Source organism: Mycobacterium sp. 852002-51152_SCH6134967, from assembly GCF_001667105.1.
In the GTDB taxonomy this organism is placed as follows: domain Bacteria; phylum Actinomycetota; class Actinomycetes; order Mycobacteriales; family Mycobacteriaceae; genus Mycobacterium; species Mycobacterium neumannii_A.
Window position 1 is genome coordinate 74,846 of record NZ_LZIK01000062.1, and the last position, 16,490, is coordinate 91,335.

A 16,490-nucleotide genomic window follows, 5' to 3' on the forward strand; every position below is an offset into this window, starting at 1 on the left:
GGGGACATGGGGCGACGACTGGCTGCGGTGGATGCGCAGACGTATTGGATGTCGGCGAAGATTCCCAGCGATCAGTTTCTGCTCTACGGTTTCGCGGGGGACGTTGCCGATGTCGAGTCGGCCCTAGCGCGAATCCGTGACCGGGCGCGGGGCTGTACTGAGCTGCGCCTGCGGGTGCGTGACGGCAATCCGCTGACATATCCGCGGTGGGTGCCCGCGGACGTCTCGCCGAACCAGTTCGTGATGCATGCCGCGGGGGCCAGTTGGGCGGGCTGCCTGGCGATCGTGGCGGGGTTGTTGAGCTCGGACCAACTCGATCCGCGGATCATGGCATGGCGAATCCACGTCTTCCCGGCTGTCGAGGATGTTCCGGGAGCGGGACTCGGAACGGTAGCGGCGGTGCAGGTGGCGCACGCGCTCGGGGACGGTGTGCGGTCATCGGCGTTGGCTGCGTGGCTGTTCGGGAGACGAGAGATCGTGCCGAATGTTGCGGCGCCAGAGCGGTTTCTAGGGTCGAGGCTGCCGTGGCGCGGTTGTGCTGCCGCGCGGGCTCACCGTGGGTTAGTGCGAGATACGTCGGCGGGATTGATTCCGCCGCAGGCGGATTCGCGTCCTGCGTTGCGGAGCAATGCGCGACCGGAAGGCTTGCGCAGCATCCGGACCGTGGTGATGCGGCGTTCACAGATGCCAGGGCCCACGGTGACGACTGGCGCATTGGCCGCGGTGTCCGAGGCGTTGGCCGCGCACTTGCGGGAGTTCGGTGATGACACATCGCTGCTGGGCGCCGAGGTGCCGATGGCGAAGACGGGCGAGCGGCGCGCCCACAATCACTTCGGCAATGTGGGTGTGGACCTGTATCCGGATCTGCCATTCCATGAACGTGCTGCGCGCATTGCCAAGGACCTGGAGCAACGCCGGCGCAGGGCCGCCCATCCGGCGATGGTTGCGTCTGGTAGGGCGTCCGCTGCGGTGCCGGCATCGTTATTGCGTTATGGCATAGAAAAATTCGATATGACACTGCGTTCCCCGACGGTCACCGGGAACACCGTCGTCTCCAGCGTGAACCGTGGACTTGCCGACTTGCAATTTGGAAGTTCGCCCGTCGTCCTGACGGCCGGATTTCCGGGGCTGTCTCCGATGATGGGCGTGACGCACGGCGTACACGGCATCGGAGACACCATCGCCGTCAGCGTGCATGCGGCTGAGTCGGCGATCGGCGACATCGACTCTTACGCCGAGAGATTGGAGGCGGCCTTGACCGCCGAACACCCCTAGAAGGGTGGGGGTTTGTTGCGTTCGGCTAGGAGTTGGTCGACGATGGTTTGGTTGTGGCGGCGTTCGTCGTTGATGGCTTGTTGGCGGGCTTGGGTGCGGGTTTGTTTGCGGCGCGGCATTTTCAGGGTGCGCGCCTGGCTGGCGTCGCCCTCGCTGTCGGTGTCGGCTGTGTGGTCGATGATGGCGGGGGCGGTGGGGCGGCACAGTTGGGGAAACAGCATTCGGCTACCGGGGTGGGTGGTGTAGGTCTGGCCCTCGCGTGAGGTCCACTCGACTCTGCCGTCGGGGTATTGCTTGTCGCGCCAGCCGGCGAAGGTTTTCAACAGATGATGTTGGCGGCATAAGCATTTGAGGTTGGCGGCTTGGGTGGGCCCGGCGGGGTAGGCGATGGTGTGGTCGAGATCGCAGTCGGTGGCGGCCACGTCACAGCCGGGGAACCGACACGTCATATCCCGGCAGCGCACGAACCACGCCAGCTTGGCTGAGGGCCGGTAGCGCGGTTCGGGCCCGGCCTGCCCGGGATGGATGAGGGGTTGGTGGGTGGCGGTGGCGGCCAGCTTGCCGGCCAGCAGCGGGGCCGGCAGCAGGCCCTTGCCCATCAGATAGCCCGGGTCGATGGCGGCCGGCCCGGCGGGTTCGGGCTCTTGGCTGTAGGACACGTGCCCGTCGAGCATGGCCGGGGTGTCATCGCCCAGTGAGTCTTCGCGCGCGATCACATGGACCACGACCGTGCTGGGGGTGGGTGCGGCAGCGTCGCAGTCAGCGCGCCCGCACGCGCAGGCCAGCCGCTCAGCACCATGGCCGATGGCGCCCAAGGCATCAGAGCGGCGTTGTTCGGCGGTGCGCGGGTCGTGGGCGCAGACCGCGGCGGCCATGGCGTCTAGGCGGGCATCGAGGGCGTCGGCGTAGGTGGCCACCAGTGTGCCGTCGATGGTGGCGGCGCCTGATCCGTCGGCGGGGTTGTGGATGTCGATGTGGCGTCCGCGCGCGGCGTATTCGGTGCGCCGCACGGCGGCGGGGTCGTAGCGGTCCACGCAGGTGTCGATGGCGGTGTGCAGTTTCTCGGTGGACAGGGTGGCCCATCCGCAGAGTTGGGTGGCCAGCTCGGTGTCGAGTTTTCTCAGCGCGCCCGCATCGCGCACCAGGCGGCTGCGGTGGGCCACTGCGGCCACGGTGCGGTAGGTGAGGGCCCCGGTGGCAAACACCCCAGCGACCTGGGGTAGGCGCCGGCGTAGGTCGTCGGCGAGCAGTAGTTGGTGAGAGGCCACCCCCAGGGAGACGCCTTGGGCGGCGGCGACCTCGGCGGCGGCGATGGTCCAGTTGTCGATGCACCACTGTTCGCGGTCGACGGCCCCGGCTTCGGCGATCAAACGTTCCAGGACGTCGGCGGCCGCGGCCAGTCGGCGCGCGCAGGCGGCGTTTTCCACCCGCGCCCACGCCCCGATCGCACCCGCACCCCGGGCGCCTTCGGCGGCGGCCACCAATCCCTCGAACATGTGATCGAATCTATCGACCCAGCCGTCGCGCAACCAGCGGCTACGCGCATCTGGGGATGAACCCCAACTTGGGGATAACCCGCGTGCGGGCGGATGCCCAGAGTTGGGGATACCTGGTTCACGCGACGGGGGCCAACAAGGTCGGCTGGAACGCGGAGGGCTGGGCACGCACGCACGGCGTGGGGGTAATGACCACTCGATCATGCGAGGGGGCTGGGCAGCGGCTTAACACATGGCCTAGATTTTGTTGCATGACTGCCTACGACGTCGGAGTGCTGATCCTGCGCGTGGTTCTGGGCCTGACCATGGCCGCCCACGGCTACAACAAGTTCTTCGGACCGGGAGGCCTCAGCGGCACTGCCGGGTGGTTCGACAGCATGGGGATGAAGCCGGGCAAGTTCCACGCCCGAGTCGCCGCGACGACCGAGATGGCGGCCGGCATCGGTCTCGCGCTCGGCCTGCTCACCCCGATACCGGCCGCGGGCTTCGTGGCGCTCATGCTCGTCGCCGCGTGGACCGTGCACCGGGCCAACGGCTTCTTCATCGTCAAGGAAGGTTGGGAGTACAACCTCGTGCTCGCCGCCGCCGCCGTCGGCATCGCGACGATCGGCGCGGGCAAGCTCAGCCTCGACCACCTGCTGTTCAGCTCGACGAGCTTCTACGACCTGCTGCACGGGTGGTGGGGTCTGGTCATCTCGCTGGGTCTCGGCCTGCTCGGCGGGATCGGTCAGCTGGCGATCTTCTACCGGCCGCCCGCCAAGACCGACGCCTGACGACAGCCCGGCGCAATACCGCACCTACATAGCTAGAACACGTTCTAGTCTGTGTTCCCATGGGGTTCTTGAAACAGGACGCGCCTGTCGTCGATTACGAGGAGTGGAGTAAGGGCAGCCGCGCCGAGAAGATCGTGCCCATGGCCCGGCACTGGGCCGAGGTGGGATTCGGGACGCCGGTGGTCCTGCACCTGTTCTACGTCGTCAAGATCCTGCTCTACATCCTCGGCGCATGGCTGATCGCGATCAGCACCACGGGGATCGATGGGTTCACCAACGTCGCCTCCTGGTACAACGAGCCGATCGTGTTCGAGAAGGTCGTGCTGTACACGATGCTGTTCGAGGTCGTCGGCCTCGGCTGCGGCTTCGGACCACTCAACAACCGCTTCTTCCCACCGATGGGCTCGATCCTGTACTGGTTGCGGCCGAACACGATTCGGCTGCCTCCGTGGCCGACCCGGATCCCGTTGACCAAAGGCGACAACCGCACACCGTTCGACGCGTTGCTCTATGCCGCCCTACTGGTGCTGCTCGTCGTGGCGCTGTTCTCCGACGGGACCGGACCGATACCCGAACTGGGGACGACGGTCGGCGTGTTGCCGGTGTGGCAGATCGCTGCCATCCTCGGCGTTCTGGCCGTGCTGGGCCTGCGCGACAAGGTGATCTTCCTGGCTGCCCGCGGCGAGGTGTACGCCTCGCTCGCGGTCTGCTTCCTGTTCGCCGGGCCCGACATCATCATCGCCGCCAAACTGGTCTGCCTGACGATCTGGCTCGGCGCAGCGACGTCGAAGCTCAACAAACACTTCCCGTTCGTCATCTCCACGATGATGAGCAACAACCCGGTGTTCCGGCCCAAGTGGATCAAACGTAAGTTCTTCGAACGCTTTCCGGACGATCTGCGACCCGGGCGCGCATCACGGTGGCTGGCGCATTTCAGCACGGCGATCGAAGGCCTCGTCCCGCTGGTGCTGTTCTTCTCCATCGGGGGCTGGCCGACCTACATCGCCGCGTTCGTGATGCTGGTCTTCCACTTCGGCATCCTGTCCTCGATTCCGATGGGCGTGCCGCTGGAGTGGAACGTCTTCATGATGTTCGCGGTCCTGGCGCTCTTCGTGGGACATCCGGGCATCGGCCTCGGCGACCTGCAGAGTCCATGGCCGATCGTCTTGTTCGCCGTCGTCGCGGGCACAGTGATTCTCGGAAACCTGTTCCCGCGCAAGGTGTCCTTCCTGCCGGGCATGCGCTACTACGCGGGCAACTGGGACACCGGGCTGTGGTGTGTGAAACCGTCAGCCTCGGCGAAGATCGAGGAGAACGTCGTCTCGATCGCGAGCATGCCGCAGGCGCAGATGGAGCGGTACTACGGCAGCCCCGAGACCGCCCAGATGTATCTCTACATGGGATACGCCTTCCGCGCGTTCAACTCTCACGGTCGCGCTATGTTCACCCTCGCCCACCGGGCGATGGCCGGGCACAACGAGGACGACTATGTGCTGACCGACGGTGAGCGCATCTGCAGCACCGCGATCGGCTGGAACTTCGGCGACGGCCATATGCACAACGAACAACTCATCGAGGCCCTGCAGAAGCGCTGCAATTTCGAGCCGGGAGAAATCATCGTCGTGCTGATCGACGGGCAGCCGATCCATCGGCAGACCCAGCAGTATCGGTTGGTCGACGCCGCGACAGGGGAATTCGAGCGGGGCTACATCCGCGTCGCCGACATGGTGACACGCCAGCCGTGGGACGACACGGTGCCGGTCCACGTCACGTGGCAGAAGGACAGCGCCGACGCTCCCTAGCCCATGACGTCGCGGACCTGGACATCCTCGAGTCCCTGCAAGAGCAGTTCCCGCGCGGTGTCGAGGTGCTTGCGCCAATGCGCTTCAGCGGCCGCGCCGTCGCCGGACCTCAACAGCTGCATCAACTTCCGGTACGAACGCATCAACTTGTCGAAGTCGGCACGGGAGACCGGCCGACGTTCCTTGAACAGGAATGCGTTGTGGCGCACCGTGATCTCGTGCAGCATGCCGGCGATGATGGACAGGGTCGCGTTGCCCGACAACTCGACGACGCGCCTGTGGAAGTCGCCCGTCGTCTCGGCCAGGGTGTCGTTCTGCCAGCCGGAGGGCACGTGCTCTTCGAGCAGGCCGTCGAGCTCGTCGAACGCCTCGGCCGAACCGGACTCGGCCAGAAGCCGCACCGCCATCGGTTCGATTCCGGCGCGCGCCGTCATCAGGTCGGCGATCGTCACGCCGGACAACTCGAGCAGCAAGCCGGCGGGGCGGGCGACGATCTCGGGGCCGGGCACGCGAACGCGGGCGCCGGTGCGCGACCCGCGCCGCACCTCGACGAGGCGTTCGGACTCCAGGACCCGGACGGCCTCCCGCAAGGTCGGCCGGCTCACCCCGAAGTGGGCCATCAGCTCCGCTTCGTTGGGGAGGAAGTCGCCGTCCTTGAGTTGGCCGTCGACCACCATGCGGCGCAGCGTTCCGGCGACGAGTTCGGCGGTCTTCGGTGACCGCACCGTCGTTCCGGCGCCGACGCCGTCCGGGCCGATCATCGGCGCCAGCGGTGTACTTCGAGCCACTCCCACTCCCACGTTGCGGCTGACCGAGCGGCCAGCTGTACAACTCAGTAAACCATGTGTAGTGGATACTTCGAGCAATGCGACTCGCGGCGGCGCCGTCACGGTCGCGGCCGGGACGGATGTGAACCTTATCCCGAATGACCAGGCAGGCCGAACCTTCTCGACGTCCGCGCACTCGCAGAATTGCCCCGTCGGCCATCTGCCCCCACCATGCCCACCAACCAGTAGGTTGACCTAGTAAACCTTGTTCGTTTACGTTCGGGGGTGGACCCCTGCGTGTGTGGGTCAATCACCGAACTTCGAAGGAGAAGCGTCATGGCTGAAGCCGTCATCGTCGAGGCAGTACGGTCGCCCGTCGGCAAGCGCAACGGCGGGCTGTCGGGGGTTCACCCCGGTGACCTGTCGGCCCAGGTGCTCAACGGCCTCGTCGAGCGCGCCGGCGTGGATCCCGCCCTGGTCGACGACGTGATCTGGGGATGTGTCATGCAGGCAGGCGAGCAGGCGCTCGACATCGCCCGCACCGCCGTGCTGGCGGCCGGCTGGCCCGAGACCGTGCCCGGTGTGACCGTCGACCGCCAGTGCGGTTCGAGCCAGCAGTCGGTGCACTTCGCAGCCGCGGGCGTGGTCGCCGGTCACTACGACGTCGTCGTCGCCGGTGGCGTCGAGGTGATGTCGCGTGTTCCGATGGGCTCGTCGCTGGCCAACGGCGGTCATCCCTACCCCGAGGCGTTCCGCAACCGCTACAGCCAGACCCCGAACCAGGGCATCGGCGCCGAGATGATCGCCGAGCAGTGGGGCTTCGACCGCACCACGCTCGACCAGTTCTCTCTCGACTCGCACGAGAAGGCTGCCGCTGCCCAGGATTCCGGTGCGTTCGACGACCAGATCGTCGGCATCAAGGCCAAGGACGAGGACGGCAATGAGAGCGTCGTGCTCAAGGACGAGGGCATCCGCCGCGGCACGCCGATCGAGAAGATGGCTCAGTTGAAGCCGGCGTTCAAGGAGGACGGCGTCATCCACGCCGGCAACTCCAGCCAGATCTCCGACGGTTCGGCGGCGCTGCTGTTCATGAGTGCGGAGAAGGCGAAGTCGTTGGGCCTCAAGCCGATCGCCAAGGTGCACACCGCGGTGCTGGCCGGATCCGATCCGGTCATCATGCTGACCGCGCCGATCCCTGCCACTCAGAAGGCGCTGAAGAAGTCGGGCCTGCAGCTGTCGGACATCGGTGTGTTCGAGGTCAACGAGGCGTTCGCGCCCGTGCCGATGGCGTGGTTGAAGGACATCGGCGCCGACGAGAAGAAGCTCAACCCCAACGGCGGTGCGATCGCGCTCGGCCACCCGCTGGGCGGCTCCGGTGCGCGCATCATGACCACGATGCTCTACCACATGCGGGACAACGGTATTCAGTACGGTCTGCAGACCATGTGCGAGGGTGGCGGGCAGGCCAACGCCACCATCCTCGAGCTGCTGTGACGGAAGCTGTGACGGCACCCGCGGCGCTGACCGAGCGCCGCGGGAACGTCATGCTCATCACGATCAATCGGCCCGAGGCGCGCAACGCCGTCAACAGCGCGGTCAGCACAGCGGTCGGCGATGCGCTGCAGCAGGCGCAGGACGACCCCGAGGTGCGCGCGGTGGTGATCACCGGTGCCGGGGAATCCTTCTGTGCCGGAGCCGATCTCAAGGCCATCTCACGGCGGGAGAACCTGTTCCACCCGGAACACGCCGAGTGGGGCTTTGCCGGTTACGTGCGGCACTACATCGACAAGCCGACCATCGCCGCGGTCAACGGCACTGCGCTGGGCGGAGGCACCGAACTCGCGCTCGCCAGCGATCTGGTGATCGCCGAAGAGCGCGCCAAATTCGGTCTGCCCGAAGTCAAGCGGGGCCTCATCGCCGCCGCGGGCGGGGTGTTCCGCATCGTCGACCACCTGCCGCGCAAGGTCGCGATGGAGCTGCTGTTCACGGGTGAGCCGATGTCGTCGGCCGATGCCCTGAAGTGGGGTCTGATCAACCGGGTGGTCTCCGACGGCACCGCGGTCGAGGCCGCATTCGAGCTCGCCGAACGCATCACCAGCAATGCGCCGCTTGCGGTTTGGGCGAGCAAGCGGGTCGCGATGGGTGTCGACGACGGCGTCATCGCCGGTGACGAGGGCGGATGGTCGAGGACCATGCGTGAGATCTCGACGGTGCTCCGCTCAGAGGACGCCAAAGAAGGACCGCTGGCATTCGCCGAGAAGCGCCAGCCTGTTTGGAAGGCCAAGTAAGCACGCTGACGAGCGCTTGCGCGAGGAAGAGAAAGCATATGAAGAGAACGATTTACGACGCCGAACACGAGGCGTTCCGCGAGACCGTCAGGGAGTACATCGAGCGCGAGCTCGTACCCAACCAGGAGAAGTGGGAGACCGAGCGCATCGTCGACCGGTCGGCGTACACCGCGGCAGGCAAGTACGGCCTCATCGGGTTCAACATGCCCGAGGAATACGGCGGCGGCGGCTCAGATGACTTCCGGTTCAACGCGATCATCGATGAGGAGACCGCTAGGTCCGGCGTGCATGGACCGGCGTTGAGCCTGCACAACGACGTCGTGGGCCCGTATTTCAAGGAGCTGGCCAACGACGAGCAGAAGAAGCGCTGGTTGCCGGGCATCACCAGCGGTGAGCTGATCATCGCGATCGCGATGACCGAGCCGGGCGCCGGTAGCGATCTGGCCGGTATCCGCACCTCCGCGGTGCGCGACGGTGACGATTGGATCATCAACGGCTCCAAGACATTCATCTCGTCGGGCATCAATTGCGACCTGTGTGTGGTCGTCGCGCGCACCGATCCCGAGGCCGGCCACAAGGGCTTCTCGTTGTTCGTGGTGGAGCGCGACATGGAGGGCTTCACCAGGGGCCGCAAGCTCGACAAGATGGGCCTGCACAGCCAGGACACCTCCGAGCTGCACTTCGAGAACGTGCGGGTGCCCAACGCCAACCTGCTTGGCAAGGAGGGTCGCGGCTTCTACCACCTGATGACCAACCTGCCCTCAGAGCGGTTGGGCATCGCGATCTCGGCCATCGCCGGAGCCCGCGGGGTCTTCGACGAGACGCTGCAATACGCCAAGGACCGCAAGGCATTCGGCCAGCCGATCGGCAGCTTCCAGCACAATCGCTTCCTACTCGCCGAGATGGAGACCGAGCTGGAGGTCACCGAAAACTACATCGACCGCTGCCTACAGGGTGTGGTCGACGGTGAGCTGACCGCGGTCGAGGCGGCCAAGGCCAAGTGGTGGGCCACCGAGGTGGCAAAGAAGGTCGTCGACCAGTGCGTACAGCTGCACGGCGGATACGGCTACATGATGGAGTACCGCGTCGCGCGCGCTTACGTCGACGGGCGGATCCAGACGATCTTCGGTGGCACCACCGAGATCATGAAGGAGATCATCGGCCGCGACTTGGGTGTCTAGCCGGCCCGCCGGCGTGGCGTCTAGTCCGGCTCGCCGGCGTGGCGTCTAGCCGGCTCTAGCGCCGCCCCCAACGCCAAAGCCCCCGAAACAACGGAGTTTCGGGGGCTTTCGCGTGTGCGGGCGAGATCAGCCGATCGGAGCGTCGCCTGCTGGCATCGGCTCCACCGGCGGGGCCGGCTCGGTGGTCTCGGTCGTCGTCGTGGTGGTCGTCGTCTCGCTGGTCGACGTCGCGGACGGCGTCACGGCCGCCGGCGCGTTGGCCGGATCGAGCACCGCGTCGATCAAGTAGATCCGGGCGTTCGCCGCCTGAATGCCACCGCAGACCACCTTGGCGGTTTCGTTGATCGTCACGTCGGCGTTCTCACCGGTCACCTTGATCTCGGCACCCTGCTGGGTGGGCCGCTGACCCTTGACGTCCTTGGGTCCGAGCAACCCGAGGAACACGTGGTAGTAGTCGAAGTCCGTCAGCGCGGCGGGGTCGGCCTTCAACGCGTCCAACTGCGCGGGCGGAAGCGCGGCGAACGCCTCGTTCGTCGGCACGAAGACCACGTACGGGCCGTTCTCCAGCACGGGCACCACGTTCACGGCGGGATTGAACCCACCCGAGATCGCGGAGTAGAAGGTGCTGGCCTCCGGGATGGCTTGCAGCGCCTGGCCCACGGGCAGGTTGTTCAGCGCCTTCCAGTCGGGCACCGCCTCCTTGAAGGCGTCACAGCCCTTCCCCTCGGGATTCGGGATCTCGACCACCGCAGTCGTGGTCGGCTCGGCCGGTTGCTCGGGTGCGGGCGCGGGCGGATCGGCGTATGCGGTCACGGCCAGCGGCACCGAAAAGGCGATCGCGGCGATCCCGGCAGTGGCACCAAGGGCTTTGCTGGTGCGAGTCTTCACTTACGGCTCCTCAGCTAGACAGGTCGAAAGGCATGTTAGAGGCAGTGCTGCGTGCCTGCCAAAGTCGCCACCTCGCCAAACACCTGCTGTGGCCCATCTGACCTGGGCTTTGTCAATCTGCCCACATAGTGCCCCGAACGGCGGTGAAAGGCCGATGCATACGATGAGCCGCATGCCTGAGCCGCTGATCGTTCCCATCCGTGGTCGCACGCCGTCGCTGCATGCCGAGGCGTGGGCGGCGCCCAACGCGAGCCTGATCGGTGACGTGACGCTCGCGGCGCGGGCCAGCGTCTGGTACGGCGCCACGTTGCGGGCCGAGGCTGAGCCCATCGAGGTCGGCTTCGGGACAAACATCCAGGACGGGGTGACGGTCCACGTCGACCCGGAGTTCCCGGTCTGCATCGGCGAAGAGGTCAGCGTCGGCCACAACGCCGTACTGCACGGCTGTGTCATCGAGGACGGGGCGCTCATCGGCATGGGGGCGGTCATCCTCAACGGCGCGACGGTGGGACAGGGCGCGTTGATTGCCGCGGGTGCGGTCGTGCCGCAGGGTTTCGTGGTGCCGCCGCGGACTCTCGTCGCCGGGGTTCCGGGCAAGGTGCGAAGGGACCTCAGTGACGCAGAGGTCAATCACAACCGATACAACGCGCAGGTGTACCAGCATCTGATCGATCTGCACCGAGACGCGAAGGCCTAGATCCTCCCGGGATTCCCCCGGCTCCGATCCGGGTACAGGCCCTACCGTGAAACGTGTTCGCACTCTGGTGACCGGCGCGACCGGTTACGTCGGCTCCCGGCTCGTCAACGAACTGCTCGCCGAGGGCCACGAGGTGGTCGCGGCCAGCCGAAATCCCGACCGGCTGGCCGAGTTCGGGTGGCAGGACCGCGTCGACGCCGTCGCGTTGGACGCCCACGACGAAGCCTCGGCGCGGTCGGCGTTCGCCGACGCCGGCCCGATCGACGTCGTCTACTACCTCGTACACGGCATCGGGCAGCCCGATTTCCGCGAGGCCGACAACCGCGCGGCGACCAACGTGGCGAGGGCCGCCAAGGACGCCGGGGTGCGTCGCATCGTGTACCTCGGCGGGTTCGTGCCCGACGGTGACGAGCTGTCCGAACACCTCGCGAGCCGCGCCGAAGTCGCCGAGGCGTTGCACGTCGACGGCGGACCGGACGTGGTGTGGCTCGGTGCGGCCATCATCATCGGCGCGGGGTCGACGTCGTTCGAGATGCTGCGCTACGTGGGTGATCGGTTCCTGGTCATCCCGATGCCGTCGTGGTCGGTGAACCCGATCGACCCGATCTCGATCTGCGATGTGCTGCACTACCTCGTCGCCGCCGCCGACAGCGAGCGTGTGCCCGCCGGCGCGTACGACATCACCGGCCCGGAAACCACGTCGTATGCCGACCTGCTGCGCACGTATGCGCGAATCGCCGGAAAGTGGCGGGCCGAGCTGCCGGTCAACGGCGTCGACACCGGTCTCGTCTCGTGGGTGACGGGGGTGGTGCTGCCGGTGCCGGGCGGACTCGCCGCCGACCTGGTGCAGTCGCTGGACCATCCGATGACGGCTTCTGACACCCGGCTGCGCGAGTTCGTGCCGGACCCGCCTGCCGGGCTGATCGGCGTCGAGGAGGCGATCACGCGGGCGCTGGCGAGCCGTCGGCGTCGACCCGTCGACGAGCTCACCGACCCACACCACCTCGCCGACACCGACCCCGGCTGGGCGGGTGGGGACACACTTCGTCTGCAACAGGTGGCCGGTGCGGTCACACCGTCCGTCGTCCGGCCCGCGCTCGGGCTCATCGGCGGGGTGCCCGGACCCGTCGCCGGGGCGGTGCGCACGGGGGTGGACACGCTGCTGCATTTCGTGCCTAAGGTCGATCTGACGTGACGGAGGAGACGCAGACGCGCCCCGGCCTGCTTCTGGAGATCCGCGAGATCGTCAGCGCGTGCCCCGTTCCGCATCACGAACCACCCAGCGTCATACGGCGCAGGCGCATCGTCGTCGCGGTCGTGCTCGTCATCGGCGCCGCCCTGCTCGGCTATTCGCTGACCCGCCCGCCGGGTGACTCGTCGTTCTACTGGCTGACGTTGGCCCTGGCCGGGGTGTGGGCGCTGGGCGCTTTCCTGTCCGGCCCGCTGCACATGGGATGCATCCGCTTCCGCGGCCGCAATCAACGGCCCGTGATCACCGGCACCGCAGTGGGTTTGGCGCTGGGCGCGGTGTTCGTCATCGGCGGCCTGATCGCGCGCGAGATCCCCGGTATAAGCGAATACATCACTCGCGTACTGGAATACGCCAACTACGGACCCTTGGTCCTGGTGACGTTCATCACCGTGATCAACGGGCTGGCCGAGGAGATGTTCTTCCGCGGCGCGCTCTACACGGCGTTGGGCACGATGAAGCCGATACTGATCTCGACGATCTTCTACGTCATCGCCACCGCGGCCACCACCGGCAACCCGATGCTCGGCTTCGCCGCGATCATCCTGGGCACGATCTGCGCGTTCGAGCGCCGGATGACCGGCGGCATACTCGCACCGATGCTGACCCACTTCTTCTGGGGTCTGGTCATGGTGCTCGCGCTGCCGCCGATCTTCGGCGTCTGAATCAGCGCAGCGGGTGGGCCAGCTCGTCGCGACGCATCCCGGCCGCCCACACCGCGACCGCGGCGACCAGCACGGGAACGGTACCCGCGACGAGGAAAATCGTCTGTGTCGAAACGACTTTCGACAGCGGTCCGACGATCGCGAACGACACCGGCATGAACGCCAGCGAGACGAAGAAGTCCAGGCTCGACACGCGGCCCAGCATCGCCGTCGGCACTCGTCGCTGCAGCAGGGTGCCCCAGATGACCATTCCGGTGCCGTCGGTGAACCCGATGACGAAGGTCGCGACCGCCATCACCATGAACGACGAGGTGAAGCCGAACACGATCAGCGGGATGGCGCCGAGACCCCACATCGCCATCATCACCGACAGATACCGGCGCGGCATACGGCCCGACGACACGGTGAGTGCCCCGAGCGCGCTGCCGAGCCCGAAGAACGCCAGGATGAATCCGTACATCCGCGCGCCGTCGGCGAAGCGGTCCTTGGCGATGAACGGCAGCAGCACCTCGATCGGTCCCAGGACGACCAGCACGAAGATGCTCGCGAACAGCAGCGTCCACAACAGCCACGGTGTGCCGAGAACGAACACGAAGCCATCGCGAAGATCGCGCAGCACATGTGTGTGCTCCTGTGGCGCAGGTGGTTTCAGTGCCGGCCGGGTCGCGATGAGCAACACCAGGCCGACGGCGAACAGGGCGGCCACCGCCACCGCGCCCAGTGCGGGGAACGTCGCGCCGACGATCACGCCGGCGGCGGCCGGGCCGATCGCGCGCTGGAACACCGGGCGCACCACACCCTCCACACCGTTGGCCGCGAGCAGCTGCTCGGGCGGCAGGATGCGCGGAAGGATCGCACTGTAGGCGGGGAAGAAGAAGGCCGCTGCTGTGCCGAGGGCCGCCGCGCCCACCGCCAGGTGCCAGATCTGCAGTGCGCCAAGCATCCCCAGCACCGCGACGGCGGTCGAGGCGAGTACGTTGACTGTCTCGACCGCGATGATGATCGCGCGTTGAGGGAATCGGTCCGCGGCGATCCCGCCTACCAACACGAACGCGACGAGCGCGCCGCCGAAACAGGTCGTCACGATCGACAGCGATACAGGGTCGTTGTTCAGGTCGATGACCTGCATGGCCAGTACCACCGCGAACATGCCGTCGGCGAAGATCGACAAGGTCACCGCGGCGATCAGCAGGCGGTACTCGCGGTTGCGGAACGGTGCGAGTACGCGCCAACCACCGGTGTTGCGCACCGGCTGTTGGATCTCGAATTGCGTACTCACCTGTCGATGGTTGCCGACGCGTAGGCGCCGAGTCCACCGATTTTCTTCGTGCGAGCGACCGCTTTTGTACGCCCGAACGCCGCGTGTCGCGGTGCAGACACGGTCGGTCGCGGCAGTAGAAGGTTAGAAGTCGGAGAAGTTGGCCTTGCGGCGCTGCTGAAACGCCGTGATGCCCTCGATGAAGTCCGGCGAGGTCAGCAGCGTCAACTGACCTTCGCGTTCCCGTCCTAGCGCGGGCTCGAACTCGGTGAGCGTTGCCGCGTTGATCGCGTGCTTGGTCTTGCGCAGCGCCACCGCCGGTCCCGACTTCAACGAGGTGAGCACCTTGTCGACCTGGGCGTCGAACTCATCGGCCGGATAGACCGCGGCCGCCAGACCCCACTCGAATGCCTCACGCGCCGAGACCTTTTCGGCAAGCAGCGCCATCCGGGCCGCACGGGTGCGCCCCACCGCCGCGGCCACCAGCGCCGAGGCCCCGCCGTCGGGCATCAGTCCGATCTTGGTGAACGCCAGCATGAAATACGCATTGTCCGAAGCCAATACGACGTCGGAGGCCAGTGCCAGCGAGACGCCGACACCTGCCGCCGCACCGTGCACCGCCGCGACAACGGGTTGGGGCAGGTTGACGATCGCGCGGACCGCGTCGTTGGCGGCGTCGAGCACCGAGGCCGGCCCGTCGACCTCCTTCTGCGCCTGGTCGTCGTCTCCGATGCCGGCGCCTGAGCAGAAGCCACGGCCCGCACCGCCGAGCCGCACCACCTTGACCCGCCGATCGGTGGCAGCCGTCTGGAGGGTTTCGGCGATACCGGCCAGCATCGCCCGGTTCAGCGAGTTGAGGCTGTCGGGCCGATTCAGCGTCACCGAAAGCACACCGTCGGCGAGGTCGACCCTCAGAGCGTCGATACCGGTGTATGTGGGAGCGCCCGAATCGAGGGTTGTCATGCACTGCACCCTAGAACCGGACGACTTGGTTATACAAGTAAGCTATGTCGGCGATCCGGAAGCGAATGTCCAACGAAGGGCGGTAAGCATGGCGGGACCTCTGCAGGGGCTGCGGGTGATCGAACTCGCGAGCATCGGACCCGGCCCGCACGCGGCGATGATCCTCGGTGACCTGGGCGCTGACGTCGTCCGGATCGAACGGCCGGGCAAGCTCGGGGGAGTGCCCACCAGCAAGCGCGAGGCTACGCTGCGCAACCGTCGCTCGGTGGCCGCCGACCTCAAGAGCGACGAGGGTCGCGAACTGGTTTTGCGGCTCGTCGCGAAGGCCGACGTGCTGATCGAGGGCCTGCGCCCCGGTGTCACCGAACGGCTCGGTCTCGGCCCGGAGGAGTGCGCGAAGGTCAACGAACGGCTGATCTACGGGCGCATGACCGGCTGGGGTCAGACCGGCCCGCGCCGCCTACAGGCCGGCCACGACATCAACTACATCTCGCTCAACGGTGTGCTGCACTCGATCGGGCGCGCGGGCGAACGGCCGGTGCCGCCGCTGAACCTCACCGGCGACTTCGGTGGCGGCTCGATGTTCCTGCTCGTCGGCATCCTGTCCGCGCTGTTCGAACGGCAGAACTCGGGCAAGGGTCAGGTGGTCGACGCCGCGATGATCGACGGGTCGAGCGTGCTGTCGCAGATGATCTGGGGCTTCCTGCAGGACGGGCTGTGGACCGATCAGCGCGGGGTCAACATCCTCGACGGTGGTGCGCCCTATTACGACACCTACACCTGCGCCGACGGCCGCTACATCGCGGTCGGGTGCATCGAACCGCAGTTCTACGCCGCGTTCCTCAAGGGCCTCGGCCTGGAGGACGCCGACCTTCCCGACCAGAACGACGCGGGCCGCTGGCCGGAGCTGCGCGCGAAGCTGACCGAGGTCATCGGCAGCAAGGACCGCGATCACTGGGCCGAGGTCTTCGCAGGCAGCGACGCCTGCGTGACGCCCGTGCTGTCGTTCAGCGAGGTCGAGTCCGAACCGCATATCACCGAGCGCAACACCTTCTATCGCGACGGTGAGCACCTGCAACCGATGCCCGCGCCGCGGTTCTCCCGCAGCACGCCGTCGGCACCCACGCCGCCCGGCCAACCCGGAGCCGACACCGAAGCCGTCTTACGAGACTGGGCATAGAGAAAGGA

The 16,490-nt window shown here is 66.9% G+C and carries 15 protein-coding genes; 10 read left to right on the top strand and 5 right to left on the bottom strand.

Annotation, left to right across the window (positions count from 1 at the left end):
- The first annotated feature begins 6 nt into the window (after window positions 1–6).
- Window positions 7–1,275 (top strand): DUF1298 domain-containing protein, encoded by a 1,269-nt coding sequence (locus A5790_RS18475; protein ID WP_066847430.1) that lies wholly within the window; start codon window positions 7–9, stop codon window positions 1,273–1,275.
- On the opposite strand, the gene A5790_RS18480 is transcribed toward A5790_RS18475, so the two are convergent.
- The gene (locus A5790_RS18480) at window positions 1,272–2,771 is read right to left on the bottom strand and encodes an HNH endonuclease signature motif containing protein (RefSeq protein WP_066847433.1); all 1,500 of its coding nucleotides are present in this window, start codon (window positions 2,769–2,771) and stop codon (window positions 1,272–1,274) included. The genes A5790_RS18475 and A5790_RS18480 overlap by 4 nt on opposite strands.
- A gap of 251 nt (window positions 2,772–3,022) precedes the next feature.
- Between A5790_RS18480 and A5790_RS18485 the strand changes: the two genes are divergently transcribed.
- Both A5790_RS18485 and A5790_RS18490 read left to right on the top strand, forming a co-directional pair.
- A complete protein-coding gene (locus A5790_RS18485; RefSeq protein WP_064397629.1) occupies window positions 3,023–3,544 on the top strand; it encodes a DoxX family protein in 522 nt (173 codons plus the stop codon).
- 59 nt (window positions 3,545–3,603) lie between these two features.
- Window positions 3,604–5,346, top strand: coding sequence for a DUF3556 domain-containing protein (locus A5790_RS18490; protein ID WP_066847436.1), 1,743 nt, complete (start codon window positions 3,604–3,606; stop codon window positions 5,344–5,346).
- On the opposite strand, the gene A5790_RS18495 is transcribed toward A5790_RS18490, so the two are convergent.
- Window positions 5,343–6,134 carry a FadR/GntR family transcriptional regulator gene (locus tag A5790_RS18495; RefSeq protein ID WP_066847444.1) on the bottom strand — a complete coding sequence of 264 codons (792 nt, stop codon included), beginning with the start codon at window positions 6,132–6,134 and terminating at the stop codon, window positions 5,343–5,345. The two genes, A5790_RS18490 and A5790_RS18495, sit on opposite strands and share 4 nt — an antisense overlap.
- Before the next feature lie 315 nt (window positions 6,135–6,449).
- On the opposite strand from A5790_RS18495, the gene A5790_RS18500 reads away from it, so the two are divergent.
- From A5790_RS18500 to A5790_RS18510, 3 genes are read left to right on the top strand one after another with little or no spacing between them, the layout of a single operon-like run.
- On the top strand, window positions 6,450–7,607 hold the full coding sequence (locus tag A5790_RS18500; RefSeq protein WP_066847446.1) for a thiolase family protein: 1,158 nt from the start codon (window positions 6,450–6,452) through the stop codon (window positions 7,605–7,607).
- Window positions 7,604–8,401 (top strand): crotonase/enoyl-CoA hydratase family protein, encoded by a 798-nt coding sequence (locus A5790_RS18505; RefSeq protein WP_066847449.1) that lies wholly within the window; start codon window positions 7,604–7,606, stop codon window positions 8,399–8,401. The genes A5790_RS18500 and A5790_RS18505 overlap by 4 nt, the downstream gene beginning before the upstream one ends.
- Window positions 8,402–8,439: 38 nt before the next feature.
- Window positions 8,440–9,582 (top strand): acyl-CoA dehydrogenase family protein, encoded by a 1,143-nt coding sequence (locus A5790_RS18510; RefSeq protein WP_064397639.1) that lies wholly within the window; start codon window positions 8,440–8,442, stop codon window positions 9,580–9,582.
- Window positions 9,583–9,708: 126 nt separating this feature from the next.
- Here A5790_RS18510 and A5790_RS18515 read toward each other — a convergent pair whose 3' ends face one another.
- Window positions 9,709–10,470: a fasciclin domain-containing protein gene (locus tag A5790_RS18515; protein WP_066847453.1), complete on the bottom strand. Its 762-nt coding sequence runs from the start codon at window positions 10,468–10,470 to the stop codon at window positions 9,709–9,711.
- A gap of 172 nt (window positions 10,471–10,642) precedes the next feature.
- Between A5790_RS18515 and A5790_RS18520 the strand changes: the two genes are divergently transcribed.
- The 3 genes from A5790_RS18520 to A5790_RS18530 are packed head-to-tail and all read left to right on the top strand — an operon-like array spanning window position 10,643 to window position 13,081.
- The gene (locus tag A5790_RS18520; RefSeq protein ID WP_066847455.1) at window positions 10,643–11,167 is read left to right on the top strand and encodes a gamma carbonic anhydrase family protein; all 525 of its coding nucleotides are present in this window, start codon (window positions 10,643–10,645) and stop codon (window positions 11,165–11,167) included.
- Window positions 11,168–11,213: 46 nt separating this feature from the next.
- Window positions 11,214–12,362 carry an NAD(P)H-binding protein gene (locus A5790_RS18525; RefSeq protein WP_066847457.1) on the top strand — a complete coding sequence of 383 codons (1,149 nt, stop codon included), beginning with the start codon at window positions 11,214–11,216 and terminating at the stop codon, window positions 12,360–12,362.
- Window positions 12,363–12,388: 26 nt separating this feature from the next.
- Window positions 12,389–13,081, top strand: coding sequence for a lysostaphin resistance A-like protein (locus tag A5790_RS18530; protein WP_369829799.1), 693 nt, complete (start codon window positions 12,389–12,391; stop codon window positions 13,079–13,081).
- Window position 13,082: 1 nt separating this feature from the next.
- On the opposite strand, the gene tet(V) is transcribed toward A5790_RS18530, so the two are convergent.
- Window positions 13,083–14,330: a tetracycline efflux MFS transporter Tet(V) gene (tet(V), locus tag A5790_RS18535; protein ID WP_197696831.1), complete on the bottom strand. Its 1,248-nt coding sequence runs from the start codon at window positions 14,328–14,330 to the stop codon at window positions 13,083–13,085.
- Between the two features lie 153 nt (window positions 14,331–14,483).
- Window positions 14,484–15,302, bottom strand: coding sequence for an enoyl-CoA hydratase (locus A5790_RS18540; protein WP_066847463.1), 819 nt, complete (start codon window positions 15,300–15,302; stop codon window positions 14,484–14,486).
- Between the two features lie 88 nt (window positions 15,303–15,390).
- On the opposite strand from A5790_RS18540, the gene A5790_RS18545 reads away from it, so the two are divergent.
- Window positions 15,391–16,482 carry a CaiB/BaiF CoA-transferase family protein gene (locus A5790_RS18545; protein ID WP_066847466.1) on the top strand — a complete coding sequence of 364 codons (1,092 nt, stop codon included), beginning with the start codon at window positions 15,391–15,393 and terminating at the stop codon, window positions 16,480–16,482.
- Window positions 16,483–16,490: the final 8 nt, after the last annotated feature.

Bases quoted from the DNA above. Each gene is read 5' to 3' on its own strand.
- A5790_RS18480 (WP_066847433.1), bottom strand. From the start codon at position 2,771: ATGTTCGAGGGATTGGTGGCCGCCGCCGAAGGCGCCCGGGGTGCGGGT.
- A5790_RS18510 (WP_064397639.1), top strand. From the start codon at position 8,440: ATGAAGAGAACGATTTACGACGCCGAACACGAGGCGTTCCGCGAGACC.
- A5790_RS18485 (WP_064397629.1), top strand. From the start codon at position 3,023: ATGACTGCCTACGACGTCGGAGTGCTGATCCTGCGCGTGGTTCTGGGC.
- A5790_RS18540 (WP_066847463.1), bottom strand. From the start codon at position 15,302: ATGACAACCCTCGATTCGGGCGCTCCCACATACACCGGTATCGACGCT.
- A5790_RS18500 (WP_066847446.1), top strand. From the start codon at position 6,450: ATGGCTGAAGCCGTCATCGTCGAGGCAGTACGGTCGCCCGTCGGCAAG.
- A5790_RS18520 (WP_066847455.1), top strand. From the start codon at position 10,643: ATGCCTGAGCCGCTGATCGTTCCCATCCGTGGTCGCACGCCGTCGCTG.
- A5790_RS18490 (WP_066847436.1), top strand. From the start codon at position 3,604: ATGGGGTTCTTGAAACAGGACGCGCCTGTCGTCGATTACGAGGAGTGG.
- A5790_RS18475 (WP_066847430.1), top strand. From the start codon at position 7: ATGGGGCGACGACTGGCTGCGGTGGATGCGCAGACGTATTGGATGTCG.
- A5790_RS18545 (WP_066847466.1), top strand. From the start codon at position 15,391: ATGGCGGGACCTCTGCAGGGGCTGCGGGTGATCGAACTCGCGAGCATC.